At 63.1% G+C, this 26,586-nt stretch carries 29 protein-coding genes; 10 read left to right on the top strand and 19 right to left on the bottom strand.

What is annotated here, in order from left to right; translation table 11 throughout:
* Nucleotides 1–126: 126 nt before the first annotated feature.
* Nucleotides 127–2,106, top strand: a complete 1,980-nt coding sequence (locus tag DT068_RS08700; RefSeq protein WP_119389427.1) for a putative bifunctional diguanylate cyclase/phosphodiesterase — start codon at nt 127–129, stop codon at nt 2,104–2,106.
* Between the two features lie 8 nt (nt 2,107–2,114).
* Here the strand turns inward: DT068_RS08700 and spt are convergent, their stop codons facing one another.
* The 5 genes from spt to DT068_RS08675 all read right to left on the bottom strand — a co-directional run bounded on the left by spt (nt 2,115) and on the right by DT068_RS08675 (nt 7,114).
* Nucleotides 2,115–3,320: a serine palmitoyltransferase gene (gene spt, locus DT068_RS08695; protein ID WP_119389426.1), complete on the bottom strand. Its 1,206-nt coding sequence runs from the start codon at nt 3,318–3,320 to the stop codon at nt 2,115–2,117.
* Between the two features lie 4 nt (nt 3,321–3,324).
* Complete coding sequence (locus tag DT068_RS08690; RefSeq protein ID WP_119389425.1) at nt 3,325–3,573, bottom strand: acyl carrier protein; 249 nt, start codon at nt 3,571–3,573, stop codon at nt 3,325–3,327.
* On the bottom strand, nt 3,570–4,550 hold the full coding sequence (locus DT068_RS08685; protein ID WP_119389424.1) for an NAD-dependent epimerase/dehydratase family protein: 981 nt from the start codon (nt 4,548–4,550) through the stop codon (nt 3,570–3,572). Before DT068_RS08685 ends, DT068_RS08690 begins: the two co-directional genes overlap by 4 nt.
* A gap of 20 nt (nt 4,551–4,570) precedes the next feature.
* Nucleotides 4,571–6,331 (bottom strand): fatty acyl-AMP ligase, encoded by a 1,761-nt coding sequence (locus tag DT068_RS08680; RefSeq protein ID WP_119389423.1) that lies wholly within the window; start codon nt 6,329–6,331, stop codon nt 4,571–4,573.
* A 240-nt stretch (nt 6,332–6,571) separates the two neighbouring features.
* Nucleotides 6,572–7,114, bottom strand: a complete 543-nt coding sequence (locus tag DT068_RS08675; RefSeq protein ID WP_162914075.1) for a hypothetical protein — start codon at nt 7,112–7,114, stop codon at nt 6,572–6,574.
* Nucleotides 7,115–7,220: 106 nt separating this feature from the next.
* Between DT068_RS08675 and DT068_RS08670 the strand changes: the two genes are divergently transcribed.
* Complete coding sequence (locus DT068_RS08670; RefSeq protein ID WP_119389421.1) at nt 7,221–7,706, top strand: YbaK/EbsC family protein; 486 nt, start codon at nt 7,221–7,223, stop codon at nt 7,704–7,706.
* Here DT068_RS08670 and DT068_RS08665 read toward each other — a convergent pair.
* The 7 genes from DT068_RS08665 to DT068_RS08635 all read right to left on the bottom strand — a co-directional run bounded on the left by DT068_RS08665 (nt 7,703) and on the right by DT068_RS08635 (nt 14,562).
* On the bottom strand, nt 7,703–8,416 hold the full coding sequence (locus DT068_RS08665) for a hypothetical protein (RefSeq protein WP_162914074.1): 714 nt from the start codon (nt 8,414–8,416) through the stop codon (nt 7,703–7,705). The genes DT068_RS08670 and DT068_RS08665 overlap by 4 nt on opposite strands.
* 72 nt (nt 8,417–8,488) lie before the next feature.
* Nucleotides 8,489–9,526: an AbrB family transcriptional regulator gene (locus DT068_RS08660; protein WP_368904626.1), complete on the bottom strand. Its 1,038-nt coding sequence runs from the start codon at nt 9,524–9,526 to the stop codon at nt 8,489–8,491.
* 8 nt (nt 9,527–9,534) lie between these two features.
* Complete coding sequence (locus DT068_RS08655; protein WP_119389418.1) at nt 9,535–10,977, bottom strand: xylulokinase; 1,443 nt, start codon at nt 10,975–10,977, stop codon at nt 9,535–9,537.
* Nucleotides 10,974–11,768, bottom strand: coding sequence for a DeoR/GlpR family DNA-binding transcription regulator (locus DT068_RS08650; RefSeq protein WP_162914072.1), 795 nt, complete (start codon nt 11,766–11,768; stop codon nt 10,974–10,976). The genes DT068_RS08655 and DT068_RS08650 overlap by 4 nt, the downstream gene beginning before the upstream one ends.
* Nucleotides 11,761–12,528, bottom strand: a complete 768-nt coding sequence (locus DT068_RS08645) for an HAD-IIB family hydrolase (protein WP_119389783.1) — start codon at nt 12,526–12,528, stop codon at nt 11,761–11,763. Before DT068_RS08645 ends, DT068_RS08650 begins: the two co-directional genes overlap by 8 nt.
* Before the next feature lie 41 nt (nt 12,529–12,569).
* Nucleotides 12,570–13,886, bottom strand: a complete 1,317-nt coding sequence (locus DT068_RS08640) for an iron-containing alcohol dehydrogenase (protein ID WP_162914071.1) — start codon at nt 13,884–13,886, stop codon at nt 12,570–12,572.
* A 1-nt stretch (nt 13,887) separates the two neighbouring features.
* Complete coding sequence (locus DT068_RS08635) at nt 13,888–14,562, bottom strand: hypothetical protein (RefSeq protein ID WP_119389415.1); 675 nt, start codon at nt 14,560–14,562, stop codon at nt 13,888–13,890.
* Between the two features lie 180 nt (nt 14,563–14,742).
* On the opposite strand from DT068_RS08635, the gene DT068_RS08630 reads away from it, so the two are divergent.
* From DT068_RS08630 to DT068_RS08595, 8 genes are all read left to right on the top strand, one after another.
* A complete protein-coding gene (locus tag DT068_RS08630; RefSeq protein WP_119389414.1) occupies nt 14,743–15,495 on the top strand; it encodes a cysteine hydrolase family protein in 753 nt (250 codons plus the stop codon).
* Nucleotides 15,496–15,665: 170 nt separating this feature from the next.
* Entirely contained in the window at nt 15,666–16,829 is a 1,164-nt protein-coding gene (locus DT068_RS08625) for an ABC transporter substrate-binding protein (protein WP_119389413.1), read from the top strand.
* 199 nt (nt 16,830–17,028) lie between these two features.
* Entirely contained in the window at nt 17,029–18,096 is a 1,068-nt protein-coding gene (locus DT068_RS08620; RefSeq protein ID WP_162914070.1) for an ABC transporter ATP-binding protein, read from the top strand.
* Nucleotides 18,096–18,962, top strand: a complete 867-nt coding sequence (locus DT068_RS08615) for an ABC transporter permease (protein ID WP_119389411.1) — start codon at nt 18,096–18,098, stop codon at nt 18,960–18,962. Before DT068_RS08620 ends, DT068_RS08615 begins: the two co-directional genes overlap by 1 nt.
* 4 nt (nt 18,963–18,966) lie before the next feature.
* Entirely contained in the window at nt 18,967–19,758 is a 792-nt protein-coding gene (locus DT068_RS08610; RefSeq protein ID WP_119389410.1) for an ABC transporter permease, read from the top strand.
* A gap of 72 nt (nt 19,759–19,830) precedes the next feature.
* Entirely contained in the window at nt 19,831–20,610 is a 780-nt protein-coding gene (fabG, locus tag DT068_RS08605) for a 3-oxoacyl-ACP reductase FabG (protein ID WP_119389409.1), read from the top strand.
* Between the two features lie 77 nt (nt 20,611–20,687).
* Complete coding sequence (locus DT068_RS08600; RefSeq protein WP_368904576.1) at nt 20,688–21,029, top strand: type II toxin-antitoxin system RelE/ParE family toxin; 342 nt, start codon at nt 20,688–20,690, stop codon at nt 21,027–21,029.
* Entirely contained in the window at nt 21,019–21,387 is a 369-nt protein-coding gene (locus DT068_RS08595) for an XRE family transcriptional regulator (RefSeq protein WP_119389408.1), read from the top strand. The genes DT068_RS08600 and DT068_RS08595 overlap by 11 nt, the downstream gene beginning before the upstream one ends.
* Before the next feature lie 16 nt (nt 21,388–21,403).
* On the opposite strand, the gene DT068_RS08590 is transcribed toward DT068_RS08595, so the two are convergent.
* The 7 genes from DT068_RS08590 to DT068_RS08560 form a co-directional block, all read right to left on the bottom strand.
* A complete protein-coding gene (locus DT068_RS08590; protein WP_119389782.1) occupies nt 21,404–22,435 on the bottom strand; it encodes a ribonuclease T2 family protein in 1,032 nt (343 codons plus the stop codon).
* Between the two features lie 82 nt (nt 22,436–22,517).
* Nucleotides 22,518–23,144, bottom strand: coding sequence for a microcompartment protein (locus DT068_RS08585; RefSeq protein ID WP_119389407.1), 627 nt, complete (start codon nt 23,142–23,144; stop codon nt 22,518–22,520).
* Nucleotides 23,145–23,153: 9 nt separating this feature from the next.
* A complete protein-coding gene (locus DT068_RS08580) occupies nt 23,154–23,429 on the bottom strand; it encodes a BMC domain-containing protein (protein WP_119389406.1) in 276 nt (91 codons plus the stop codon).
* Between the two features lie 29 nt (nt 23,430–23,458).
* Nucleotides 23,459–23,737: a EutN/CcmL family microcompartment protein gene (locus DT068_RS08575; RefSeq protein ID WP_119389405.1), complete on the bottom strand. Its 279-nt coding sequence runs from the start codon at nt 23,735–23,737 to the stop codon at nt 23,459–23,461.
* The gene (locus tag DT068_RS08570) at nt 23,734–24,213 is read right to left on the bottom strand and encodes a hypothetical protein (protein WP_119389404.1); all 480 of its coding nucleotides are present in this window, start codon (nt 24,211–24,213) and stop codon (nt 23,734–23,736) included. The genes DT068_RS08575 and DT068_RS08570 overlap by 4 nt, the downstream gene beginning before the upstream one ends.
* A complete protein-coding gene (locus DT068_RS08565) occupies nt 24,210–24,821 on the bottom strand; it encodes a BMC domain-containing protein (protein ID WP_119389403.1) in 612 nt (203 codons plus the stop codon). Before DT068_RS08565 ends, DT068_RS08570 begins: the two co-directional genes overlap by 4 nt.
* Nucleotides 24,821–26,389 (bottom strand): aldehyde dehydrogenase family protein, encoded by a 1,569-nt coding sequence (locus DT068_RS08560; protein ID WP_119389402.1) that lies wholly within the window; start codon nt 26,387–26,389, stop codon nt 24,821–24,823. The genes DT068_RS08565 and DT068_RS08560 overlap by 1 nt, the downstream gene beginning before the upstream one ends.
* Nucleotides 26,390–26,586: the final 197 nt, after the last annotated feature.

Below are 26,586 nucleotides of genomic sequence, written 5' to 3'. Positions count from 1 at the left end.
TTGCACGGCATTTGAGTGAATCGCTTAACCCTTTGTTAACCACGCCGCCACCAGATATTCGGGATTAGGCACTTCTTACGGCGTTCTGTCGTAAGCATTATCGGCGTTTCAGGCTCCAGTGGGGAAATGAAACACTCGATCGTCAAGCGGGCTATCTCGGTCGCGCACCGCAGTGTCGTGATAGCATTGTTCGGTGCTTTCCTCCTCGCGGTCGCCGGCATGATCGAGCGTTCCATATTCGAGAGCTGGTCGCGCCAGATCGACGCCCGGCTGCAGCGGGCGAGCCACATCGCCAACCAGATTTCGCTCTTCGACGAGCGCCTCTCCATGTTCGCCAATATGGCCGTCGCCAGCAGCGACTGGCGCTGGGTGATCCGCTATGAGAATGCGGCCCCCCTGCTCGGCCGCGCGATTGCCGACGCCACCGCGATGGCGCCGGATGCCGCTGCCGGGCGCTTCGCCACCTATGGCAAGATCGCCAATGATGCGACGATGAACATGGAGCGTCAGGCCATGGGCCTGGTGCAGAAAGGCCAGAAGTCGGAAGCCGAGGCCATTCTCAATTCCCGCACCTACGCGACCGAAAAGGCGACGCTCGCCAGCGAGACGGGGCGGCTCGTCGAGGCGACGCGCCAGAGCCTGCAATCCGACTTCTTCTCGGTCGTCAGGTTTTCCCAACTGTCGAAATTCTGTCTGGTACTGATCGGCATCGGCATCTTGTGGGCCGCGCTCTATCGCAACTTGCGCCGCTCGGAGGATGTCTTCGCCGAGGCAGAGGACGATATCCGCTACCTGGCGATGCATGACGAGCTGACCGGGCTCGGCAATCGCCGCAGTTGCGTCGAGGTGCTGAACGACAAGCTGCATGACATTTCCATCGCCGGCAGGAAACTGGCCTTGATCGCGATCGACATGGCCGGCTTCAGGAAGGTGAACAGTCTCTATGGCCATGTCGCCGGCGACACTATCCTCGTGGCGCTGGCCAAGCGGCTGCGGGCGGATGAGGACAGCGGGACGAGCGCGTTCCGCGTCGGTGGCGACGAATTCGTCGTCCTCAGCGAATTCGCCAATGACGCAGAGCTCGAGGATCAGTGCAATACGCTCATCCGGCATCTCGAGAAGCCTATTGCCGCGGCGTCCGGCACCATTTCCCTCAATGCCAGGCTTGGGATCGCCAAGGCGCCGCAGGACGCGACCGATCCGCAGTCCCTCTATCGCAAGGCCGACATCGCGCTGCAGCAGGCGCGCAGCGAGCAGGCCGAGGGTGCCGTCCACTACAACACGTCGATGGACGACCGCATCCGGTCGCGCGCCCGCATCGAGACGGAGTTGCCCGGCGCCATCGAGCGTGGCTTCATCGTTCCCTATTTCCAGCCGGTGGTCGAGCTTTCGACCGGTCGCCTTGTCGGCTTCGAGGCGCTGGCGCGCTGGGAGCATCCCGACCAAGGCCTGATCGCGCCGGACGCCTTCATTTCCGTCGCCGAGGAAGCCGGACTCATCGATGACCTGTTCTTCGCCATCCTGCAGCAGGCATGCGCCAATGCCCGCATGTGGCCGCAGCACCTATCGGTCTCGGTTAACCTCTCACCCACCCAGCTCGCCAACCCGAACATCTCGTCCCGCATTCGCGCTATCGTGGAGGAAGCCGGCATTTCGCCCGGCCGGCTAGAGATCGAGATCACCGAGAATGCGCTTGCCGCGAACTTCACCTCGGTTCGCCAGCCTCTGACCGATCTGCGCAAGCTCGGCATTTCGATAGCGCTCGATGATTTCGGCACTGGCTATTCGAGCATGCAGCATCTTTCCGAACTCCTGATCAACAAGATCAAGATCGACAAGTCCTTCATTCGCCCGTCGGTCGATCCGCAACAGAACGCAAAGATCGTCCGCTCGATGCTGGGCCTTGCCGCGAGCCTCGGCATGAAAACCACCGCCGAGGGGATCGAGCAGGAAGAGCAGGCCGCGGAGCTTCATCGGCTCGGCTGCGCTTACGGGCAAGGCTATCTCTATAGCAGGCCGGTCAGCCGGCTCGCCTGCCTCGCCATGATCGAGAGATGGAGCCCGCTCGCGGCGCGCCAGGCCTCGACGATCCGCGAGGTCGGCTGAGCTGAAGCCTACCCGGCCTTCTTGTAATGGCCCTGGGCGACGACCTCGCCAAACAGCGTGATGATGCGGTCGATGTCCTCGAATGAATGCGCCGCCGACACTGAGCAGCGCAGCAGGCATTGCTTGCCGGGCGTGCCGGGCGGCAGCGCGATATTGACATAGACCCCGGCCTTCAGCAGCGCGTTCCACATGGCGATGGTGGACACTTCATCCGGGCAGTTCACGGCCACGATCGGGCTGACGGCGTCGCAGCCGAGCGCCAGGCCCAGCGCCTTGAACCCGTTGAACAGCCGGGCGGAATTGACCGCGAGCTTTTCGCGTCGCTCAGGCTCGGCCTTGAGCTTGCGGACCGCCGCCAGCGATGTCGCGACGGTCGCGGGCGACGGCGAGGCGGTGAACATATAGGGCCGCGAGGCGTAGCGCAGCATGTTGAAGAGGGGGTGATTGCCGGCGCCAAAACCGCCAATGGCGCCGATGCTCTTTGAAAAGGTGCCGACGACGAAATCGACATCATCCTCGAGCCCGGCTTCGTCCGCGAGGCCGCGGCCGTTCTTGCCGAGGACGCCGAAGGAATGCGCCTCATCGACCAGAAGCTGGAAGCCGTGCTTCTTCTTGACCGCGACGAAATCGGCGAGCGGTGCGCGGTCGCCCAGCATCGAATAGATGCCCTCCACGACGACAAGCCTGCCGCCGCCCTCGTCCTCCGAGCGCGTCAGCCGCTTGTCGAGATCGCTTGCGTCATTGTGACGGAAGCGTACCAGCTTGGCGCCGGACAGCGTGCAGCCGTCATAGATCGAGGAATGCGAGTCGGCGTCGAGATAGATCGTGTCCTTGGGTCCTGCCAGTCCCGCCAGCATGCCGAGATTGGCCTGATAACCGGTGGTGAACATGATGCAATGCCGGCGGTTGAGGAAGCCCGCCAGCTCGCGCTCGAGCTCGCGATGCATGGCATAGGAGCCGTTGGCGATGCGCGATCCCGTCGTGCCCGTGCCATAGAGGGCGAGCGCCTCCTGCCCGGCGGCGATGCAATCGGCCTCGAAAGTGATGCCCATATAGTTGTTGGTGCCGGCCAGCACCGTCTCGCGGCCATCGATGATGGCGCGCGTCGGCGACAGGATGCGGTCATTGGTAAGGCCGACGGCATTGGCGCCGAGCGACAACATCCGCTCATGGCGTTCGGCGGTGTGGCGGTGCTTGTCGAAGAGATCGGTCATGGCGTCATCCCTTTACCAACCGGCCATCGACGACTTTAACGAGGTCGGCGATGGAGCGTGTTTCGGAAAGGACATTGAGCGGGATATCGATGTTGAAATGATCCTCCACTTCCATGACGAAATCCATCACCGAAACGGAATCAATATTGAGGTCGGCCGAGATGTCGGTCCCCGGCTTGAGGGCGATCTTGGCCGTGTTGAACGGCTCAAGCAGCTGACACAGGACAGTGAATGTGTCTTCGCCGGCGCTCATTTGCTGTTTTCTCCATAAAGCTTGGTAGACTGCCGCCTTGTATCGGCACCGTCCCTGGCGGGCAACCACCCTTGCTCGCGATACCAGGCGATCGTGAGGCGAAAACCTTCGGCGAATGGAAGGCAATGGGGATGGCTCGGGGCCCTGCCGGAGACGACCCAGTCAGGATGATAGAGCTCGCGCACCTTTCCCGGCGTCAGCGGTACGCGCAGATTCAATGCCGATCCCAGCAGCGATGCTGGCCAGGCCAGGCCTTCGAGCAGCCATTGCGGCAGAAAGACCGGTCGCGCCCTGCGCCCCTCGACCGTCGCGGCGAGGTCGAGAAGATCGGGCCAGCCATAGCCGCGCGGCCGGCCGTCATCGATCTCGCACACTCCTTGCGCGTCATCGGCGAGCCGCGCCAGGATGAATTTGGCGAGATCCTCGACATAGAGAAGCGAGAAGCGCGCCCGGCGCGAGCCCGGAATGACGGCCATCCGCCGAGTGAGCTGGCCCAGCAGCGGCAGCGTGGCGCGGTCGCCCGGCCCATAGATGACAGGCGGCCGCACCGTGATGAGTCCCTTGGGGCCGAGCGCGGCGAGCGCATCCTCGGCCGCCCGCTTGCTGGCGCCATAATCGGAAAGCTGCGGCTCGCGCGCCGCGAGACTCGACACATGGATGAAGCGCTCCACCCCCGCCGTCAGCGCCGCCTTCGCGACATTCTCGCTGCCTTGCGCATTGACGGCGAAGAAGGTGGCACGGTCGGGCGCGGCAATGGCGCCGGCGAGATGGATGACCGCCGAAGCGCCTTCGACCAGCTGCTTGAGGGCCGCCTCGTCATCAAGTCCGCCAATGATGGTCTCGGCCGAGCCGAAACCGCAATCGCGGGGTCCGGCGCGCACCAGGAGACGCAGCGCAAAGCCCGCTTCATCGAGCGCCTTGACGATATGCCGGCCGACGAAGCCGGTGCTGCCGGTGACTGCTATTGGCCCCTTCATGGGCCGGGCCGCTTCAAGGCTTACTCGGCCGCGTGAAGCCGCGCTTCACCCGAAGGACGATGCGGCACGCGCGCAACCGGCGAAATCTCGGCGATCTCGCCCGTCAGATAGCCATCCTTGGCGCCCGCCCGGGAAAGCTTGCCGGACGAGGTGAAGGGCAGGCTCTTGGGCGCCACCAGCACGACTTCGCATTCGACACCGGCTGTCTGATGGACGACTGCGGCGACTTTGCGCCGAAGCTCTTCCATTTCGGCGCCTTCCATGACGCGGCACTGGATCAGCACGACGACATCATCATCGCCATCCGGGCCCTCGACCGCGAAGGCCGCGGCATCGCCGCTGCGCAACGGCTCGATCCGCTCCGCCGCCCATTCGATATCCTGCGGCCAGATGTTGCGGCCGTTGTGCAAAATGAGATCCTTTGCGCGGCCGGTGATGACGATCTCGCCGTCGAGCCAATAGCCCATGTCGCCGGTATCCATATAACCATCGGCGGTCATGATCGCCTGGGTCGCCTCGACATTCTCGAAATAGCCCGCCATGAGGCTCGGGCCCTTGAACAGGATATGGCCGATGTCGCGTTCGCCGAGATCCTTGCCATTGTCGTCGCGCACGACGATCTCGTGGCCGGCGATCGGCCTGCCGCACACGACGAAGCTGCGCACTTTTTCCGGCGATTGCCTGAGCTCTTCGCTGGCCGGCACCGCTTTCTGGGCCAGCTTGTAGTGGAGGCGATCAACGACGTCGATCTTAACCGGCTTGCTGAGGTCGGCGAAGGTGATCGCCAGCGTCGATTCGGCCATGCCGTAGCTCGGCGTGAAGGCCTTCGAATCGAAGCGCGCGACCGACATCTTCTCGCTGAACAGGTTGAGCACGTCGGCACGCACCATGTCGCCGCCGATGCCGGCAACCCGCCAGGCCGTCAGGTCGAGCGTCGCCGCCTCGCCATTGATGCGCCGCGCCGCGAGGTCGAAGCCGAAGGACGGCGAATAGGCGATGGTATTGCGGTTCTCCGACATCAGCTTGAGCCACAGCGCCGGGCGGCGGGCGAAGGACGTCGTCGACAGGTAGTCGACTGTCACCTGACCCATCATCGGCGACAGGCAGAAGCCGACGAGCCCCATGTCGTGATAGAGCGGCAGCCACGAAAAGGCGCGATCGTCATTGGTGATCTTGAGGCCGTCGCGCAGAATACCCCGCGTATTGGCGACGATGGCCTTCTGGGTGATCAGCACGCCCTTCGGGCTCGAGGTCGAGCCGGAGGAATACTGGATATAGGCGACATCGTCGACGTCGAAGGGCCTGAGCTTCTCGATGCTTTCGGGCTGCGCCTGCAGCTCGCCGAATGTCTTGACGATGGTCGTCTCGGCGATCCTGGCCGCTTCACCGATATGCGAGGCGAGGTCGCTCGACAGGATGACCGCGCGGGCGCGCGCCGTCTTCAGCATTCCGGCGATGCGCGACACATAGGCGTCCTTGCCACCGATATACATCGAATAGGGCATCGGGCACGGCACCAGGCCGGCATATTGGCAGCCGAAGAAGACGGCCATGAAATCCGGGCTGGTCTCGGCCACGATGGCGACGCGCTCGCCGCGCTTGAGGCCGGTCGTCAGCAGCTTGCGCGCCGTCGCGATCGCGCGCGTCCTGAGCTCCCGATAGGGCAGGACATGCTCGAGCTGGCCGCGCGAGGAATAGAAATTGAACCCGGTCACACCGCGGGCCGCGTAGTCAAGACCGGCGGTCAAAGTGGCAAAGCCACCAAGCACTTTCGCCAGCACCGGATTCTGATGCGGGGTAGGCCTCAGGACGAATTCTCCGTCATCCTGTCTGATGTTCCCCTTTGCCACCGTGCCGTGCAAAACTAACCTCTTGTTTTATATAAGCTTTTGTAATGCGCGCCCGCACCCGCCCGGACTCGCTGTATTTCCGAGTCCTTAGCTAACAGCGCAACCCGCAAGCTTAAAATCAAAAGGTATTTCAGAATATAACGGGGCAAACGCCCCCGATTTGTAAAGGGATCAGCCCGTGAGCCTGCTGATCAGGATGCCGGCAACGAAGAGCGCGAGCGCGCCGATCGAAAAGCCCGACAGCCAGGCAAGGATCAAGGCGCCGGTGGAATAGCCCATGACGACGGGCTTGGGCGGGGCAGCAGCGGTCTTCTCACGCTCGCGGCTGATGAGGCGATGCGCGATATGCTGCTTGATGGTGCCGATCATCTCGGCCCTGTTGGGCGTTTCGAGCAACGTCTGGCGCCCTGCCGGTCCATCCTGAACCAGCCGGTAGGTGCGCGGATCGGGCGCCATGACGACGGAGGTGATGAGATCGATCCACAGCCGCGGCGGGTCACCCGGCACCAGCGCCAGATCGACAAATGCCGCCGCGTCCACATTGGCCAGCAGATCAGGCGCGAGCTCGTCCTTGAGCACCTGGAGTCTGAGCGTCTGCGCGTCCCTGATGTCGAGAACGGCCTCGAAATGCGCCGCCTCGGCCAGGCGCGCTTGGCGCAGCGCCCCGCTGAAGCCCTGATCTCCCGGCAATCTCGTCGACAGAGGGGAAACCACTCAAAAAGACTCCTGAAAAATGAACAATCTGTGCCAAAATAGGCCGGAATTAGACTCTAATACTCCGGCTTTTCCCTCATCTTGCAACTCCCGCACCAGCCACGCCATGACCGATTTGGACAATCCACTGCCTTCGAGTGCCGGGCGTGTCGCCGCAGCGGCGCGCAAGCTGGGTCTTTCGCCCCATATCGTCACCATGGCGTCGAGCACACGTACCGCCGAGGAAGCCGCCGCGGCCTGCCGCTGCGAAGTGGGCCAGATCGTCAAGTCGCTTGTCTTCCGGGGGGCCAGTTCCGGCATGCCCTATCTGCTTCTGGTTTCCGGCAAGAATAGGGTCGACGAGCAGAAAGCCGCCCAGGCGATCGGCGAAGCCCTGCTGCGACCGGACGCGGCTTACGTGCGCGCCGCCACCGGCTTCGCGATCGGCGGCATACCGCCCTTCGGCCATGATCAGCCGCTCAAGACTTTCATGGACGCCGATCTTCTCGATTATGCCGATGTGTGGGCCGCGGCGGGAACACCGAACTGCGTGATGCAGCTTGCGTCACGGGATCTGCAGGCGAAGACAGGCGCGATACAGATCAGCGTCTAATGAGTTTTCGGCACGGCAGTGCCGCCGCAGACCGTCGGCAGCGGGGCATTGCCGAACCACAATTCGAATGTGTTCGGCCGGACCTTCTTTGCGCCTTCCCAGATGGTCGTCAGGTTGATGACCTTGAGTTCGAGGCCGAGGCTGCCGAATATATTGGCGATCGCCTGCCCGCGCTCCATGTCGCTGTCCTTGAGCACGCGCAATTCATGCTGCTTGCCGTCCCAGTTCACCTGGGCGATGAGCGGTACCGAGAGCTGGGCGCGATCGCCGTCTTTCAGCGACAGCAGCATGGTGGCAATGCAGGCGCGCTGCTGATCGGTCATCGCATGGACGAAGAGCCGGCTTGGCAGGCGCTCGAGCGCTTTGCGGAACGTCTCGGCGACAGAGGCATTCTCATCCGCCGCCTTCATCAACGCGTTCTCCATCATCGGCAGCATCTGCTTGTCGGAGGACGAATTGGCATATTCAAGCTGGGCGGCGACGAACTCGACCGGCACCTTGTTGTTCTTGAGCAGATATTCGAGCATGGCGATGCCGAATTTGCGCTTCTCGCTGTTCTCGTCGCTGACCAGATCGATCATGGTCTTCAGATCGCTCACATTCTGCTGCCAGCTCGTATAGTAGAGGCCGGTTCCGGCCACCGTCAGCGGGATCATGACGGTCGCCGCGACCTGGACCAGGAGATCGCGCATGGGTCGTGCCGTGGACATTGATGGGCTCCGATGGAAACGCGTGCCTTCCACCACCGCATTGCGGCGGAACGGTGGCCAAGCATCGGACCGCTAAAACTCGCTGGAATCGCTCTTTTCAGGCGGCAGCGGCCGGCGGCGCATCAGCCAGGCGGTGAGCGGGGGAATGACGACGCACATGGCGAGATAGCGCGCCAGCTGATGGGCGCCGACATAGGCGGGATCGAGATGCAGCGCCAGCGCGATGATGGTCATCACATCGAGACCGCCGGGCGCGAAAGCGAGCAGCGTCAGGGTGAACGGCAAGCCGGCGAGCCAGCTGGCCAGCGCCGCTCCGATGACGGAAAGCGCCAGCGCGATGGCGAAGCCGGCGACGCCGTCGCCGAGCGCATGCATCAGCTCGCCCAGGGTGAAGTCCTGGAAGCGGCTTGCCAGCGCCGTCCCCAGAATCACATTCGCCAGGATGAGGAAGGGTTGCGGCAGCGCGCCATGGGCGATGCCGCCGACATAGAAGGCGGCGCTGACGAAGATCGCGCCGATGAACAGCCCGGCCGGCACCTTGAGCCGTTCGAGCAGCAGGGCAGCGCCGGCACCCGCCGCAAGCACGAGGGCGATCTCCCACCATACCCCTGTCGGCGTGGCAGCGGTGCCGGCGGGCGACGCCGAGAGGCTGTTGATCACGATCGGCAAGGCGGCGACGAGGAAGAACAACCTGATGCTTTGCGCGATGATCACCCGGCGCATGTCGGCCTTCGCATCATCGGCGAGCGCCACGACCAGGCCGAGCGCGCCCGGCAGGCTCGAGAACAACGCATCGACCGTGGGCCAGCCGCGCACCCGGCTGTAGAAGAGATAGCAGGCGACCGTCACCACGGTCACGGTCGCCGCCAGCATGGCGAGGCTGAGCGGCCAGCGCACAGCGCCCATGAGCGTCTCCATCGTGACGCTGCTGCCGATCTGCACGCCGAGCACGATGAAGGCCGCGGTCCGCAAATAGGTCGGCACCGACAGCTTCAGCCCGGCAAGCACGGCAAGAATTGCAGCGATCATGCTGCCGGCAAGCCACGGAGCCGGGAAATGGATCACGGCGAACAGGGCACCACCGGCAGCGCCCAATGCAAGCGTAAACAGGATGCGGATCAGAACAATGGCCTCAACGACGAGAAAACCTGGCGATAGCGCCGATACGCATTGTCATAGGCTTCGCGGTGCCCGGCAAGCGGTGAGGTCACATTGGCCGGCGGATTGAGGGTAATGGCCGCCGAGGCTATATCGCCAATATGCCCGGCTGCCTTAGCGGCAAGCAGCGCCGCCCCAATGGCCGAGGTATCGATGTGAAGTGGCGTTTCGGCCGGAAGGCCCACGAGATCGGCCCGGATCTGCGTCCACAAGGCGCTGCGCGCCCCGCCGCCGGCGATCCGCAGGGCCTGCGTCCGGACGCCCAGCGCCTGTGTTCGCTCAAACACATCGCGCATTGCGAAAGCGAGCCCCTCGAGCAGCGCCCGCGCCAGATGTGGCGTGCCGTGCGAAGGGGTGAGGCCATAGAAGGCGCCGCGCGCCGAGGCGATCCATTCGGGGGCCATGGCGCCCGACAGGGCCGGGATGAAGATGACGCCGCCTGCCCCGGGCGGCGCCTGGTCGGCGAGCGCGGTCAGATGCTCGAAGCTCTCGAGCCTGAATGTGTCGCGGAACCACACCAGCGCGCCACCCGAGAGCCAGCCCGGATTCTCGATATAATAGTGCCCGCCCGGAAAGGCATGGGTCTCCACCAGCCGGTCCGGATCGATGACGGGCTTGTCGTGGAGCGCGCCGGTGACTTCCGCCGTGCCCAGCACATTGAGGAAACGGCTGGTATCGACGAGGCCGGCGCCAAGAGCGGATGAAAAATCATCTCCGGTGCCGACCGCTACCGGGATGCCGGGGCTGAGCCCGGTCAAGGCGCCTCCGGCTTTCGAGAGAAGTCCGGCCACCGCGTCCGCATCCATCGCCTGCGGCAGCTCGTCCCGGCTGATGTTGAAAGCCTCGAGCAGCGCATCGTCATAGGACTGCGCCTTCAACCCATAGACCATGCTGGTCGAGGCCGTGGCGTGATCGATGACATGGGCGCCGGTGACGCGCGCCACCAGGTATGACACCGGCACATGGAATTTCACCGCTTGCGTCACGGCCGGCACATGGGTCTTGAGCCAGCGGATCTTGGCCGCGGGATGCGTCGCATCGAGCACCACGCCGCAGGTTTCATGCACCAGGTCGGCATCGATGCCGGCAATATCGGCGCGCCGGTCCATCCAGATGAGACAGGGATGAAGCGGCCGGCTTTCCCGGTCGATGGCGATGCAGCCGTCGAGCTGGCCGGCAAAGGCCAACGCCCTCACATCGGCAGCTCCGGCGCCAGCCTTGCCAAGCGCCCCGGCGATGGCGGGCCCGAGCGCCTTCTCCCACAGGAGCGGGTCCTGTTCCGCCCATCCGGGCTGGGGAAAGCTTGGGGCATAAGGCACCGCATGCTCGCCGAGAATCTTCATCTCCGGCGCCAGCACCACAGCCTTCAGGCTCTGCGTGCCGATATCGACGCCGACGATCATGCGGCGAGGCCGGCTTTTCCCTGTTCGGCGATCATGAGCTCGACCTGCGCTTCCGCCAGCGCCTGCCGCATTCCGTCATCCGCCATCGCATCGGTGATCAGGCCGTCCATGGCGCTCAACGGACAGATCGTCGCGAATTGCGTGATGCCGGCCTTGGTGTGATCGGCCAGCAGATAGACCCGCTCGGAGCGCGTGATGATCTTGCGCTTGATGGCGACGCCTGCCGCGTCGGCGTCGCTGATCTCCTTGGCGGTGAAGCCGCCGGCCCCGATGAAGGCCATGTTGGCATGGTAGCGGTCGAGGAAATCGAGCGTCTCGGCGCCGAACACGCCTTCCTCGGTGAGCCTGACATCGCCGGGGCAGAGCAGGACCGAGGCGGTATCGGACTGGCCGAGCACGCGCGCCACGCCGATCGAATTGGTGATCACCTTGAATTCGAGCGGCAGCTGCGCCAGCACCTTGGCGAGATGCGCCGTCGTCGATCCCGCATCGATGATGAGGACATCGCCCGACTTGACCAGGGTTGCCGCCTTGAGGCCGATGCGCTCGCGCTCGGCGACATAGGTCTGGGCTCGCGCCGCAATGCCGGGCTCGTCCGTCAGCGCCCGCATCGCCGCACCGCCATAGGTCCGCGCCAGGAGGCCGCGCACGGCGAGCGCATCGAGGTCGCGCCGGATCGTTTCGGTCGTGACGTCGAATTCCTCGGCGAGATCGGAAATGCGCACCGCGACCGTGGTGTTGAGGCGGTTGACGATGCGGTCCTGCCTCTCGCGCTTCGACAGCTTATCCATGGCGGGCCTCCAGCAGGGCTTTGGCGAGCTCGGCGAATCCATCGCCGCCCTCGGTCTGGGTCACATAGCGCGGCAGATGCGCCATGATCTCCTTGTAGGGAACCACATTGGCGACACCGACCGAATTCGGGAAGAAAGCGAACATCGGCGCATCATTGGGGGAATCGCCCGCATAGACAACATGCTGGCGCGCCTGATCCACATCGATGCGGAAGCATTCAGCCAGCATCCGCCGGGTCATGGTGAGCTTGTCATGCCGGCCGAACCAGGCATTCACATGGATGGAGCTGACCTTGGCGACCGCTCCTTCCTTTTCGAAGAATTGCCGGATGCTTTCGGCGGTGGCGAGCGGCAGGGCCGGCACGTCCTCGCAGAAGTCGATGGCGATATCGATCTCGCGATAGGCCTGGTCGGAGGCGATGGCCGTGCCCGGGAATTCCTTCAGGACGCGCGCGGCGATGCTTTCGAGCTTGCCGCTGTTGATGCGCCGTTCTTCCGACGGCTGGCCATAGACGCGCAGCATCCGGCGATGCTCGTCATCGTAGCGGAAGTAGAACGCGCCGTTCTCGCCGACGATCCCGTCGACCGGCCACATGCGCGCAATGTGATCGCACCATCCGGCCGGCCGGCCGGTGATCGGGATGACGATGAAGCCCGCCTTGCGCAGGTCTTCCAGCGCCTTGTAGGCGCTGGCCGGCAGCCGGCCGTGCAAAGTGAGCGTGTCGTCGATGTCGGTGAGTATCACTTTCACGCCCCGCATGTCGGGACGGGCGAAGGAAGCGAGCGGCAGCAGGGTTTGCGTCAATCGATCAGTCTTTCCGGTTCCAGGAGGCCTGAATCGGCCGCGAGGTCGAGGAAGGTATAGCGGTTGCGGATTTCGCGCGCATGCAGGATCGCATCGGTGAAGGCCGTGCGGGTGAGACCGATGTCGCCATAGCGGCGCGGAGCCTCGATATCGCGGAGCGCCTTGTCGATCTGGGCCGCCGGGCGTCGCACCAGGTTGATCTCGGATCTGAGCCGCGGCCAGAGCGCCTGCAGGCGCTCGTTGAGCCGTGCGGCACTCGTGTCGTCGGCAAGCTTCGGCTGGATGTCCTTCCAGCAGGCGAGGCCTACATCCTCGCCGAAATGCGAGCGCAGCCTATGGACGCTGAGCCTGCTGGCGCCGAGCTCGGGCGGAACATCGCGCTCGAGGATGTCGTCCTGAAGCTTGGCCATGACCAGCGTGGTGACGGCGATCTGCTCGCCATGCAAAGCCGGCTCCCAGCCTTCAGGCGGCATCATCTCGACATGATGGCTGATCAGGTGCTCGCCCTGGCTCGCCGGGTAGGATCCGCCGCAGATCGTCATGCCGAAGCCCGAGAGCAGCAGGATCTGGATGAGGCAGCTCAGCGCCGCGCGGTCGCCCTTGAGCAGTGCCGCCGGATCGGCGATGAGCTCGTTTTCGAGATCGGCGATGAAGGCGAAAGGCGCCAGGCGATAGGTCTGGCCGAGAAGCCGGCTGGCCAGCAGCCAGTCGGCCTGCGCTGTCGATCGGCAGATCGCATCGCCGAAACCCGCCTGGATGAGCCGCTTCGGCGCCTTGGCGAGCACATCGAGATCGATGAACACGCCATCGGGCGAGACCGCCGCCAGGGATTTCTTGTGGCCGTTGACGGTGATGGCGGCATTGACCGACGTATAGCCGTTCATCGACGGCGCCGTGGCGAACACGGCGCATCTCTTGCCCTGCCGGGCGGCGGAATATTTGGCGAGATCGGTGATGCTGCCCGATCCGACCGCGATATAGGACCCCGCTTTCTCCCCCTCGCGCATCACCCGCGCGGCTGTCTTGTCGTCGGGATGCGGACGCTTGCCCAGCCTGATTGCCACGACCTCGCCCAGGGGCTTGAGCGCGGCTTCGATCCGGTGGCCCAGCGCCTCATGGGTGTTGTCGTCGGAGAGGACAGCGAAAGGCCCCGGCAGGTCGAGCGCCTTGATGAGATCGCCCTCGCATCCGGCGAGCGACGGCTCGATCTTGAGCATCCTCATCGGTACATGCAGGAATTCACCCGTATCGGGATCGCGATAGGTGCCGGCCAGCAGTTTTCTCAGATTTTCCATCTGGCGCAGACGACCCATCTCACATTCCGACCGCGCGCAGCACCGCCTTGCATTGCTCGCGCACGCCTTGCACACCCTGGGCAAAGGCGTCCTCGAACACCGCCGAGCCAATGGTGAAGGCATTGGCGCCTGCGGCCGCCACCGCCTTGATGCGCTCGGGCGAATCGATGCTGCCCGCCACGATGAGATAGCCCTTCTCACCCACCCCGCGCCGCGCCGCGCGGATCAGGTCCAACGGATCGGCATCGGTTGCCCGATAAGCCAGGAGATCCACGCCCGGGCAGCCGGAAGCCACCGCGTTGCGGCAATCGGTCTCGACATCAGCGGCCGTGCCGCCGAGCTTGGTCGGATGGCCGACGGGGCGGCCCGGAAAGGGATAGTAGGTCGGCGCGCCGCCCTTGAAGGTCTCCATGGCGAGCTTGATGTCCTGCCCGCCCAGGACCCGGTCGACACCGAGCTCGGCCGAGGCCTTGATCGACTGGCGGATGGTATCGGGGGTTTGGCTGACGACCTCGACATAGGCGATCGAGCCGTCGGCCTTGATGCGCCGGGTCAGCTCCTTCAGCGTCGCCTTGTCGACCCCCACATCCTTGAACCCCACATGCTTCAGGCCGACACCGGAAAGTGAATCATACACGTCGAGACAGTTCTGGACCGTCCTGTCGTGATGGGTCAGCATAAAGATGAAATCCATGTTCCCGCCTCAATGTTGGACTTACAACAAACATGTTGCATAGCTGACATATCTGGCGCAAGCTATTTCTAGGGCACATCCCGCCAAAGTTGGAGACTTTGGCGATGAGGATTTGCCCCAACTGGATTCGACGCGCGTCCTCCCGGCGAAGCACTCGCTGGGAAGTGCATAGAGTTGGCGATGAATTGGAAGAAATCTTTCCGCTCGATCTATTATGACGGAGCGCCGGAACCGGCGGACCTCGATCTTGCCTGGGCCGAGACCGCCCTCCTCGTCATCGATGTTCAGAACACCTATCTGGCCCGGCCGGACCGGGCGTCGCTCGCACCCGGGGAGCAGCGCCGCTACGATGCCTGGACGCCCTTCCATACCCGCATGCGCGACACGGTCATCCCGCGCACCCGCCATCTGCTCGATCTCTTTCGCCGCCGGGGCATAGAGCGGCTCTTCGCCCGCATCGCCTGCCACACCAAAGATGGCCGCGACCGCTCCCTCAGCCAGAAGATGCCCGGCTGGAACAACCTGCTTTTGCCAAAGGATGAGGCCTCCTCCCAACTTGTCCCTGAATTGGCACCGGTGGGTGACGAGATCGTCGTCACCAAGACCACGGATTCGGCGCTCACCGGCACTAACCTGCGACTGATCCTGCATAATCTGGGGGTCAGGAATGTCGTCTGCACCGGCATCTTCACCGACCAGTGCGTGTCGTCCACGGTGCGCAGCCTGGCGGATGAGAGCTACAATGTCGTCGTTGTCGAGGATTGCTGTGCCGCGGGCTCGGACGAGCTTCACCGCAAGGAGCTCGAGATCATCAACATGATCTACTGCCACGTCGTCTCGAGCGCCGAGCTTGTGGCGATGATGGGCCTCACGCATGATCCGGAGAAGTGGACGCCGGTTTTCCGAAAAGATCATGCGCAAACAAAAAGCTAAGCGCTAAGGCAATGTGGATGTGAAGCCATCGCGCCGGGAAGGAGGGTGTCAAGTCGGGATCGTCAAAAGTCAAGCCATTACAATGAACGTGCTTTAGACTTACAAATGGGAAACGCCAGAAAAGCCCCTACACCACACGAATGATGGGCACTGAACACGGAGGAAGTCGCATGCTGAAATCACCCTTGTCCCGCCGCAACTTCATGCAGCGCTCGACCGCCCTTGCGGCAGCGTTCGCGGCCGGCGGCAAATTCACCATCGGAGAGGCTGAGGCCGCCCGCGAGAAGGAGCTGAACATCCTGTGCTGGGAGGGATATAATTCCGCCCAGGTGCTCGATCCCTTCCGCCAGTCGAAGGGCGCCACCGTCAAGGCCGAGTCGCTGACCAACGATCCCACCATGATCAACCGGTTGCGCGCCGGCGAGACGAAAGTGTGGGATCTCATCAATGTGAACAATCCCTGGGCGCGCAAGATCATGCTGCCCGAAGGCCTGATCAAGCCGCTCGACCGAGCCGCTTTCGAACCCTATTTCGAGAAGATGATGCCGGCCTTCAAGGCGCCCTATAAATGGGCGATGGACGACAAGGGCGAGCAGCTCATCGGCATGGCGCAGCGCTTTGGGCCTTACTCCTATGTCGTCAACACCGACAAGATCAGCCGCGAGGCCGCCGAGGATCAGGGCTGGAGCCTCTTTGCCGATCCGGCCAATGCCAAGAAATACGGCATTCTCGAATCGGACGACTGGAATGTCTTCAATATCTGCTGCATCGCCGGTTTCGATCCCTTCAAGGTGCATTCCGACGACGAGGTCGAGAAATTCACCGAGACGGCGAAGCAGGTCTTCAAGGGCGCCAAGCTCGTCGGCGACATCGCGACCATGAACCAGTCGCTGGTCTCGGGCGAGATCGACTTCCACATGACCGGCGGCACCTATTCCGCCTCGCCGGCCCGCGCCGATGGCGCCAAGAACATCCGCGCCATCACGCCCAAATCCGGGCCGATGGAGGGTGGCAAGGGTGGCATCTCCTGGATCGAGATCACCTCGACGGTGAACAATCCCGAATTGTCGCCGCTCGCCACCGAATTCCTGCATTATGTGCAGGATCCCAAGACTGCGCATGTCGTCGCCTTCGCCGAGGGTACCTTCAATCCCGTGGCCCAGATGGGCAACAAGGAATGCTTCGACCTCTTCACGGCCGATGAGCTCGACGCGATCCAATGGGATTCGCTCGAGGAGGAAATGGCGCGCTCGGTCGAGTACGATATCGTTCCGGATTATGACAAGCTGCTCGACATCATGACCGCGGCCAAGAAAGAAGCCTCGGCGGGATAGAGTCGAAGAACATAAATGACGACCGGATCCCTCCCCTGAACCGGAGGGATCACCCAAATACCGTCACCCCGGCGAAAGCCGGGGTCCATTGAATTGGTGAGGCGCAGGAACTGCTGCCCAGTCTGGTTCTATTCAGGGGATCCCGGCTTTCGCCGGGATGACGGATTGGGGAGATTCCCTGACCATTCACAAGGATCGCATGTCAAAGCGCCCGCCTATTCTGCAGCTGAAATCCCTCACCAAGTCCTTCGGCACCTTCAACGCCGTGGACGGCATCGATCTCGACATCGCCGAAGGCGAGTTCTTCACCATCGTCGGCCCTTCGGGCTCGGGCAAGACCACCCTCATCCGCATGCTCGCCGGCATGGAACAGGCATCAAGCGGCGACATCATCCTGTCCGGCACGCGCATCAACGACATGCCCGCCAACAAGCGTCCGACCTGCATGGTCTTCCAGTCGCTGGCTCTGTTTCCCCACCGGACCGTTGGCGAGAACATCGAGTTTCCCCTCAAGATCAAGGGCGTCGACCCGGCCAAGCGCAGGACAAGGGCGCTCGCTTTGCTCGACCAGCTGCGCCTGCCGCAGAATTACTATGGCAAGTCGGTGCTGCGCTGCTCGGGCGGTGAGCGCCAGCGTGTGGCGCTCGCCCGGGCGCTCGCTTTCGATCCGCAGATCCTGTTCTTCGACGAGCCGCTGTCGGCCATCGACTACAAATTGCGCAAGACCCTGGAGAAGGAGCTCAAGGACATTCACCGCGAGACCGGCAAGACCTTTGTCTACATCACCCACTCCCTCGAGGAAGCCATGGTGATGTCGGACCGCATCGGCGTCATGCGCGCCGGCAAGCTGGTGCAGGTCGGCACGCCGAACGAGATCTATTCGGCGCCCCGGGACAAATTCGTTTCCGAATTCATGGGCGACGTCAATGTCATCCCGGTCAGCATGAATGGCAGCCGCAAGGTCACCGCCGACAGCTTCGACAAGGAGTTCGCCGTCGCCGCCATCCCGGAGGCCTTCAGCGCCGGCCACCTAGTGATCCGGCCGGAATTCATCCGCTTCGTCGACAAGGCGAAGGACGCCGACAATGTGCTGGAGGGCAAGCTCTACAATGAATATGCGCTGGGCTCGCGCATCCAGTACCAGGTGCGCGTCGGCGAGAATGTGTTCATTGTCGAGAAGCTGCGCCAGCAATCTTCCACGCTCCGCCGCGACCAGACCGTGCTGATCGGCTGGGACGCGAAGGACGGCATTCTGGTGACCGGCTGATGGCGGCGCTCCATGAAACGGGCAAGGGCCTGTCGCAAGGTGCGCGCAACGCGCTGCCGCTCCTCATCTTCCTGCTGGTCGGCTTCGCCGCGCCGCTCCTCGCGGTCATTGCCTACAGCTTCATGCCGGAACGCTCCTTCGGCCTGGTTCATTCGCCCACCCTTATCAACTATGCCGGGATATTCACCGGCAACAGCTACATTTCCTTCGGGTGGTCGCTGTCCTTCGCCGCCTTCACCGTCTGCATATTGGCGGTGGTCTGCTACCCGATCGCCTATGGCCTGTCGCGCGTCTTCGGCCGCTGGGCACCGCTCCTGACGCTGCTCTTCACCATCCCGCTCTTCGTCTCCGAGAATGTCAGGCTCTATGGCTGGATCCTGTTCTTCATCAAGAACGGCGTGCTGCTCGGCACGCTGAAGAGCTGGTTCGGCGTCGAGCTTGAAAGCTGGCTGTTCACGCGCGGCATGGTGCTGCTCGGCATGGTCTATGTCTATTTGCCCTTCATGCTGTTCCCGATGACGCTCGGCGTCTCCATGGTGCCCAACGAGACGCGTGAAGCCGCCCGCGATCTCGGCGCCTCGCGCTTCCAGGTGTTCCGTGAGGTCGAATTGCCCCTCTCCATGCCCGGCATCATGATCGGCCTGCTGCTGACCTTCGTGCTCGCCGTCGGCGCCATTGCCGAAGCGAAGGTGCTGGGCGGCCAGACCATCATCCCCATCACCCATGACATAGAGATCGCCTTCACCTATGCGCAGAACTGGCCGCTCGGCGCCGCCTTGGCCGTGCTCCTGATGATCGTCGTCGGCACGCTGGTCCTGCTCGTGCTCAAGCGCTTCGATCTCGATGCGATATTGGGGAGAAGGTGAGGCCATGAGCGAACGTTCACGCCATGCCTTGATCTGGGCCTGGACCCTGGCGGTCCTGGTTTTCATCTATCTCCCGGCTATGTGCATTCTGCTCGCCTCGCTGACTTCGAGCCGCTATTTCCTGTTCCCGATCCAGAAATGGGGTCTCGACTGGTGGCGCAAGACCTTCGATTCGATCGAGATCCACCAATTGTTCAAGACCTCGATCACCATTGCGCTCTGCGTCACGGTGATTGCCGTCGCCATCGCCTTCTTCGGCGCGCTGGCTTTTGCGCGCTACAACTGGAAGGGCCGCACGCTGTTCCAGAAGATCGTGCTGCTGCCGATCTTCTTCCCGCAATCGGTGCTGGGCCTGGCGCTTCTCCTGTGGTTCAACGCCATCGGGCTCCAGATGTCATGGATGACGGCGGTCTTCGCCCATCTCGTCTGGATCATTCCGGTGGTGACGCTCGTCATCTCGATCCAGGTCTACAGCTTCGATCCGGCGCTCGAGGAAGCGGCCTTCGATCTGGGCGCCTCGCGTTTCCAGGTCTTCCGCGAAGTGACCTTGCCCGTGCTGCTCCCCGGCATCGTGTCGGGCTCGCTCTTCGCCTTCCTGCTCTCCTGGGGCAACTTCCCGCTCTCGCTCTACACCGACGGCGCCGACACGACGATCCCCGAATATCTCTATGCCAAGATGGTGGCGGGCTACACGCCGGGCGTGCCGGTGCTCGGCACCGTGTCGACCTTCGGGGCCGCCTTGCTCCTGCTCGGCGGCTACTGGCTGATCACCTTGCGCCGGCGGGCGCAGTCTTAGCTTCCCGCGAAAGTTGCTCGACTTTCGCGACAAGGAAGCGCGTAAAATGAACGTAATAGAGAGGGCTCATTCATGTTTTCGTCACTGAAGGACAAATCGGTACTCGTCACCGGCGGCAGCAAGGGCATCGGCAAGGGCATTGCGCGCGTCTTCGCCAAGTCGGGCTGCAAGGTGCTGATCACCGCACGCCACGAGGATGGCGCCAGGGCCTGCGCCGATGAGCTGGTGAAGGCCGGCGGCAAGGCTGCCGCCTTCGCCGCCGACGTCACCGACTTCAGGAGCATGCAGAAGGCGGCCGACTACGCGGTCAAGGTGCATGGCGGCCTCGACGTGCTGTGCGCCAATGCCGGCATCTTCCCGCAGGTGAAGATCGAGGACATGTCGGACGAGACCTGGGACATCACCGTCGACACCAATCTCAAGGGCACCTTCCTGTCGGTGAAAGCCTGCCTCCCGGCGCTCAAGAAAAGCGGCGAGGGCCGCATCATCCTCACCTCCTCGATCACCGGCCCGGTGACGGGCTTTCCCGGCTGGACGCATTATGGCGCCACCAAAGCCGGCCAGCTCGGCTTCATGCGCACCGCCTGCATCGAGCTCGCCAAATACGGCATCACCGTCAATGCCGTCCTGCCGGGCAATATCAAGACCGAGGGCCTCACCGATCTCGGTCCCGACTATGAGAAGTCCATGGCGGCGTCGATCCCCTTGAAGCGCCTCGGCGTCGTGGAGGACATCGGCTATGCCGCGCTTTATTTCGCGACCCGGGAAGCGGGCTATGTGACCGGCCAGACGATCATCGTCGATGGCGGGCAGATCCTCCCTGAGTCTATGGACGCCATAAACCAGGCGTGACACCTCGAGGATAATCCTTGACTTATTCCATTAAAGGAATACTATTCCTTTAATGGAATGGCCGGTCGAATACACCGATGAGTTCGGCGAGTGGTGGGGAAACCCTGACCGAAGCCGAGCAGATCAGCATCGCCGCCCATGTCCGCAAACTGGAGCAGCGTGGCCCCAACCTGCCTTTTCCCTATTCGAGCGGCGTCACCGGATCACGCCACGCCCATATGCGGGAATTGCGTGTGCAGAGCGGCGGCAGACCCTTGCGGGTGTTTTACGCCTTCGATCCGCGTCGCATGGCGATATTGCTCATTGGTGGCGATAAGACCGGCGACAAACGTTTCTATCACCGGATGATTCCAATAGCTGACGCTCTCTACGACATACATCTGGTGGAATTGGAAAAGGAGAAAGACGATGGCAGGTAGACATTCATTCGCGGAATTGCGCGCCCGCATGTCGCCTGAGGCAAAGGCCAAGGCCGAAGCAGAGGCATTGCGTCTCGATGAGGAAATGGACCTTGCCGAAATCCGCCGCGCCCTCAAGCTGTCACAGGAGGAAATCGGACAGACGCTTCAGATAGGGCAAGGATCGGTCGCCAAAATTGAGAAACGCGCTGATATGTATGTCAGCACGCTTCGTCGGTTCATCGAGGCCATGGGTGGCGAGTTGGAGATCGTTGCACGCTTCCGCAATCATACCGTCAAGATCACCAACTTTGCCGAGCTGTCGGGAAATACATCCTCGGCAGATACATCGAAGCATTCAGGCTTTCACGAGGATTAATAAAGCTCTCGTCTTCCTATTGCTGCCCCGCCACGTCGACGATGCCGCCCGGGCATTCCGATTTGGTCGGCGCGGCGGCGGCGATCAGGTCCTTCAGCGGCGAGTCGGGCGTGATGTTGCCGGTGAGGCCGATGGTGAGCTCGGAGATGACAAGCCGGCCCTTGTCGCGTGCGCATTGCATGCGCACACGCCTGCCGGCGCCCTCGCCGAAGCTCTGGTCGAAGGCCTTGCGGATATCGTCGAAGGACAGGAACTGGCCGATGCGGCTGGCGAACAACTCCTGCACGGCGGACCCGTTGAGCGCCCGCATGACCCCAAGCGCATCGGCGAAATATTCTTCCATGGGCGCGCCATAGCAGGTGCCGTGCTTGATCCATTCATGCCGCTCGAGATGCGACTGGGTGCCCGGCATCACGGATTTGAGCTCATCGCTCACCGGCGCAGACAATGTCACTTCCGGCAGATCGGCCCAGCGGCCGGACTTGTCGTCCTCGATATCCGCGCGATCGACATTGCAATAAGCCTGGTTGCGCGGTTGCGGCCACAGGCCATGCAGCGCGAAATGGCTGGCATCGAAGCGTTCCGCCGTCTGCGTCCGGCATTCCACCTTGTCGGGCTTGGTCTCGCAGAAAGCCGGCTGCCAACTCGCCGCCAGCACATATTGCGTGCGCAGATCGCCCTGTTTCTTGCCGGATACCTGGCCGTCATCCGGCTTGGGCTCAGGCGCCGTCGCCTGATCCATGGGCTCACCGCCCTGACGTGTGCCACAGCCGACCGGCGCCCAGCGCCGTTCCGGCGAGGCGCCGGGCACGATGATGAGGAAGTGGGTGGCGGCGTCCTTGTTGCCGGCGACGATCTGATAGGAACGCCCGGCCTCGAGCGCCACCGGATTTGCCTGCTTCTTGATCGACTGGAAGGCGCTGCAATTCGCGCCCGCGACAAAGGAACCATCGAGGGCAACCTCGGCGCGCGCGCTTGCCGCGGTCAGCAGGCTCGGCACGGCGATCAGGAAACAGAAAAGCCAGAGGATCTTCGAATTCAGCCGCATGCTCATCAACTCCCGAAATCCGATCGTCGCGATCAGCCGGATGAATAGCATGAGTTCGTCGGACTTTCCTATTGTTGTTGGGTCAACCGCGTCCCTTGATCGTCCCCAGCATGCCGACGATATGCTCGCGTGCCTTTTCGAGCTCAGCCTTCTCGCCCGCCATGAACAGCCGCCCCGAGGCGCCGATCATCTGGCAATCGACCAGCGTAGCGTCGGGCGCCACCTTCTCGGCCTCGTTCGCCGCATAGGCGGCGAAGAGTGCCGGCATCATCTCGACCAGGAGCAGCGACTGGCCCGGCAGGATCATCGAGGCTTCGCGGTTGCGGTTGAGGATGACGGCGTGGCTGTCGGTCACTTCCGGCACGATCTCGGCGAACAGCAGCTGCGGCTTGAGCTGGTCCTCAGGCTTCCGGCCGATCGCCTTCAGCACCGCAGCACCCGCTTTGTCGACATGGTCCATGTCGAAGGAATGCAGCTCGAGGATGCCGAACTGCCGCTCGGTATAGAGAATGCCGGGCTCCGCCTCCGGCACCGACTTCAGCGCCACATCGCTCACATGATGGATGGCGAGCGCCGGGGCTATCTCGATGATCAGCGAATGCATGCCCTCGAGCGGCACATAGCCCCGCGCGCGGGTCGGCGATCCCATATAGGCGGCGAACTGCCGCTTGAGGGCAACAAGCTTGAGATAGACGCGCAGCTCCGCCACGGCGAAAGATTACTTCGCGGTGCCGAAATGCTTGATGACATCGGGATGCGGACGCGGAATGACATGCACCGACACCACTTCGCCGACATTGCGCGCGGCTTCGGCGCCGGCTTCCGTCGCCGCCTTCACGGCGCCGACATCGCCTTGCACCTGCACCGAGACGAGGCCGGCGCCGACCTGCTCGCGTCCGATGATCGTGACATTCGCGGCCTTCACCATCGCATCGCCGGCGGCAAAGGCCGCGACGAAGCCACGCGTTTCGACAAAACCAATTGCGTTAGACATGTTGTCCTCCTTTTCGCAATCTGACTAAATCAAGTTTTCCGGGATGGCTTTGACGAAGCCTGCTCATCGAGAATGCCGATGACCAGCGCATCGACGACATTGTTGCCGTCCCTGAACCATGCTTTGGCGACGGAGCCCTGCGTGACCAGCACGCGCTCCCCCACGCCGGCGCCCAGCGGATCGAACGCGATCATACGCTCGCCCGCGCCGCCCTCTTCCTCGCCGGCGACTTCGAGCAGCGCGCCCCCCGGCAGTTCGGCCAGGCGCTTCGTGGCCCAGACTTTTCCAACGACTATTCCTGTCTTCATGAGCGGTCCCTCACGATTTCAAGCTTCACCTCGCGCGCTCTGTCGCGCGCGAGCGGCGTCACGACGACGCCCTTGCCGATGACGAGGCGGTCATGGCTCTTGCCGATCTCGGCCACCATGATCTCCGTCACCACCCCTTTCGAAATCTGATGCTGGCTCCGGCGCGCCGCCACTGGTACGGCAGCACTCACGGCGCCTTGGGAGGCGATGCCGAGCTCGATCCGGCCCGACAGTATGCCGGTCTTGATGTCTTCCGGCGCCTGCAGAAGATCGCGCGCGAAGCTCCTGAGATCCGCCGCGGTGTCGAGCTTGACGTCGACGCGCGCCGATTTGGGATCGAGCAGGGCCGATCTGAGACGGGCGAGCAGCGTGCCGCCGCCCCCGGTTTCGGGCCTCGCCTTGCCCACCCCCGGCAGCAGCTCGCGCAAGGCATCGCGCACCAGCTGGCGGATCTCGTCCGAGGAAATGCCGCTCATGCTGCCCTCCGGAGCTCAAGGGCCTGCTCGGCCGCGTGCGCGGCGGCTCTGATATTGCTTTCCTCGCCCGAGAGATAGACCCGCCCGGTGGCGCCCATCATCCGGTAGTCGACGACTTTGACATTGGCCGCCTTCTCCGCCTCGTTGGCGGCGAGGATGGCATAGGCTGCCGGCTGCATCTCAAGGACGAAGAGCGATTCGCTCGGCAGGATCATCGAGCCCGACTTGTTCCGGTTGATGAGGAGCGCATGATAATTGTCGACGCGCTTGACGATCTTGGATGCCAGGATCTCCGGCTTCAGCGCATCCTTCTCGTTCGAGCCGAGCTCCGCCAGTATGGCATCGCCGGCCGCCCTGACCGAAGCGGTCGAATGCGAATGGAATTCGAGATAGCCGAACTGCCTTTCGACCACCAGGATGCCGGGCTTCACATCGACGGTCTTGACCGCGATATCGGTCAAAGGCTCGATATCGAGGCCTGGCGCCACTTCGATGACGATCGCCGCCATATTGGCGCGCGGCAGGAACCCCCGGCAGAACGAGCCCAGATAGCACATGGTGCCGGACTGCAATTGATCGATGAAGATATAGGAACGGAGCTTGGCCATCAGCGCCTCGTCAGCTCCTTGAGCTCTTCGAGGATGATGCGGCGGATCTCGGCTCTGATGTCATCGCCCTCTCCCGACGCTCTCGCGACGGTTGGCGAGGCGACACCCGGCGGGTGATTGCCGAAATCATAGTCGATATCGCCCTTGGGCGGCGTGCCGATATGCGGCTTCTCGTTTGGATGGACGTCAGCGAAGGACGGCATCGCGACGCGCTCGTCCTTGTTCCACGCCATCTTCACCCATTGCACCAGATGCTGCGGCCCGACATTCTCGGCCACCGAGCTTCGGCCGAAATAGCCGGTGCCGATCGTCATGGTCGGCGCCAGATGCGTCTCGAAGCCGGAAGCGCCCAGGCTGTTGCCGACATTGACGCTGATGCGCAGCACATTCATCTCTTCGCCGAAGCGCCGGATGATGCTGGCGTCCTTCGCATGGATCGCCGCCGAATGCCCGCCGCCCGAGCGCCGCGTCATCGCCCGGCAGGCGATCATCGCCGCTTCGCGCGTCGCCGCCACATAAAGGCCGATGACCGGGCAGAGCTTTTCGCGGCTCAGAGGATAGTCGTCGCCGATGCGCTCGAGCGGCGCCACCAGGACCCTGGTGCGCGGCGCCACCCGGAACCCGGCCTGCTGCGCGATGATCTCGGCATTCTTGCCGATCAATGCGATGTCGAACTTAGCCCCCGGAAACAGGGTCTTTTCGAGGAGGTCGCGTTCCTCCGTGCTGCACACATGGCAGCCATTGCGCTTGAGCTCCTGCTCGAGCGCGGCTGCAATGGCGCCATGGGCAATGATGGCGCTCTCATTGGTGCACAATATGCCGTTGTCGAAGGACTTCGAGTCGGCGATCGCTTTGGCCGCCTGCGCGACATCGGCGGTTTCATCGACATAGGCCGGCACATTGCCGGGCCCGACGCCGATGGCCGGATTGCCGGAACTATAGGCCGCGCGCACCACCGGCGTGCCGCCGGTGGCGAGGATCACATCGATGCGGTCGGACTTCATCACCGTCTCGACGATGGCGAGCGAGGGCTCCTTGATGACCTGGATGACACCATCGGGGGCGCCCGCATCCTCGGCCGCCTGGGCGAGATGCTTCGCCGCATCGGCGCAGCAGGCCTTGGCCATCGGATGGGGCGAGATGATGATGGCATTGCGGGTCAGCAGGCACAGCATGATCTTGTAGAAGACGGTGGCGACCGGATTGGTCGAGGGCGTCAGCGCGAAGACGACGCCGGCCGGCCGCGCGATCTCCAGGATCTTGCGCTCCGCATCGAGCCTGGTACCGGTGAAGTCCTCGTCCTGATAGAGCTCGTAGAGGCCGCGCGAGCAGGCCTGGTTCTTGATCGCCTTGTGCTCGACGACGCCGAAGCCCGTTTCCTCGACCGCCCATTGGGCATAATTCTGGGCCTTGGCGTATCCGGCTTCCGCGACCGCCTTGGCAATTCTCAGGACCTCAGGCCGGCCATAGGTCGAGAAGGCTTCCGCCGCCCAGCGCGCTTTCTCCACCATTTGCTTGGCGTGAAAACCGGTGAAGCCCCTGTCTTCGAGAAGAGGATGTATGGCCATGGGCTGAAACTAGGCCTTGGCGCCAGCCGGCGCTTGACACCACATGGGATGCGCTTGACATCACCTTGTTCATATAAAATAGGGACATCATAACTATCCGACCGCTACTGAGAAGAATTATTTAAGATGTCTCCTATTTAACTCTTTCTACAGCCGGAAAGTTGCGTCGCCTGGCTTTCCGTGCAAGGCTGCATTCT

Origin of the sequence: Taklimakanibacter lacteus (genome assembly GCA_003576695.1) — a bacterium.
Taxonomy (GTDB): domain Bacteria; phylum Pseudomonadota; class Alphaproteobacteria; order Rhizobiales; family Aestuariivirgaceae; genus Taklimakanibacter; species Taklimakanibacter lacteus.
This window is presented reverse-complemented; position numbering and strand designations above follow the sequence as displayed.

Bases quoted from the DNA above. Each gene is read 5' to 3' on its own strand.
- DT068_RS08650 (WP_162914072.1), bottom strand. From the start codon at position 11,768: ATGGATAAGCTGTCGAAGCGCGAGAGGCAGGACCGCATCGTCAACCGC.
- DT068_RS08600 (WP_368904576.1), top strand. From the start codon at position 20,688: ATGAGTTCGGCGAGTGGTGGGGAAACCCTGACCGAAGCCGAGCAGATC.
- DT068_RS08630 (WP_119389414.1), top strand. From the start codon at position 14,743: ATGAATTGGAAGAAATCTTTCCGCTCGATCTATTATGACGGAGCGCCG.
- DT068_RS08560 (WP_119389402.1), bottom strand. From the start codon at position 26,389: ATGGCCATACATCCTCTTCTCGAAGACAGGGGCTTCACCGGTTTTCAC.
- DT068_RS08625 (WP_119389413.1), top strand. From the start codon at position 15,666: ATGCTGAAATCACCCTTGTCCCGCCGCAACTTCATGCAGCGCTCGACC.
- DT068_RS08570 (WP_119389404.1), bottom strand. From the start codon at position 24,213: ATGAGCGGCATTTCCTCGGACGAGATCCGCCAGCTGGTGCGCGATGCC.
- DT068_RS08690 (WP_119389425.1), bottom strand. From the start codon at position 3,573: ATGAGCGCCGGCGAAGACACATTCACTGTCCTGTGTCAGCTGCTTGAG.
- DT068_RS08575 (WP_119389405.1), bottom strand. From the start codon at position 23,737: ATGAAGACAGGAATAGTCGTTGGAAAAGTCTGGGCCACGAAGCGCCTG.
- DT068_RS08655 (WP_119389418.1), bottom strand. From the start codon at position 10,977: ATGATCGTCGGCGTCGATATCGGCACGCAGAGCCTGAAGGCTGTGGTG.
- spt (WP_119389426.1), bottom strand. From the start codon at position 3,320: ATGACCGATCTCTTCGACAAGCACCGCCACACCGCCGAACGCCATGAG.
- DT068_RS08590 (WP_119389782.1), bottom strand. From the start codon at position 22,435: ATGCGGCTGAATTCGAAGATCCTCTGGCTTTTCTGTTTCCTGATCGCC.
- DT068_RS08635 (WP_119389415.1), bottom strand. From the start codon at position 14,562: ATGGATTTCATCTTTATGCTGACCCATCACGACAGGACGGTCCAGAAC.
- DT068_RS08670 (WP_119389421.1), top strand. From the start codon at position 7,221: ATGACCGATTTGGACAATCCACTGCCTTCGAGTGCCGGGCGTGTCGCC.
- DT068_RS08685 (WP_119389424.1), bottom strand. From the start codon at position 4,550: ATGAAGGGGCCAATAGCAGTCACCGGCAGCACCGGCTTCGTCGGCCGG.
- fabG (WP_119389409.1), top strand. From the start codon at position 19,831: ATGTTTTCGTCACTGAAGGACAAATCGGTACTCGTCACCGGCGGCAGC.
- DT068_RS08700 (WP_119389427.1), top strand. From the start codon at position 127: ATGAAACACTCGATCGTCAAGCGGGCTATCTCGGTCGCGCACCGCAGT.
- DT068_RS08640 (WP_162914071.1), bottom strand. From the start codon at position 13,886: ATGGGTCGTCTGCGCCAGATGGAAAATCTGAGAAAACTGCTGGCCGGC.
- DT068_RS08610 (WP_119389410.1), top strand. From the start codon at position 18,967: ATGAGCGAACGTTCACGCCATGCCTTGATCTGGGCCTGGACCCTGGCG.
- DT068_RS08580 (WP_119389406.1), bottom strand. From the start codon at position 23,429: ATGTCTAACGCAATTGGTTTTGTCGAAACGCGTGGCTTCGTCGCGGCC.
- DT068_RS08615 (WP_119389411.1), top strand. From the start codon at position 18,096: ATGGCGGCGCTCCATGAAACGGGCAAGGGCCTGTCGCAAGGTGCGCGC.
- DT068_RS08595 (WP_119389408.1), top strand. From the start codon at position 21,019: ATGGCAGGTAGACATTCATTCGCGGAATTGCGCGCCCGCATGTCGCCT.
- DT068_RS08645 (WP_119389783.1), bottom strand. From the start codon at position 12,528: ATGCGGGGCGTGAAAGTGATACTCACCGACATCGACGACACGCTCACT.
- DT068_RS08665 (WP_162914074.1), bottom strand. From the start codon at position 8,416: ATGTCCACGGCACGACCCATGCGCGATCTCCTGGTCCAGGTCGCGGCG.
- DT068_RS08620 (WP_162914070.1), top strand. From the start codon at position 17,029: ATGTCAAAGCGCCCGCCTATTCTGCAGCTGAAATCCCTCACCAAGTCC.
- DT068_RS08565 (WP_119389403.1), bottom strand. From the start codon at position 24,821: ATGGCCAAGCTCCGTTCCTATATCTTCATCGATCAATTGCAGTCCGGC.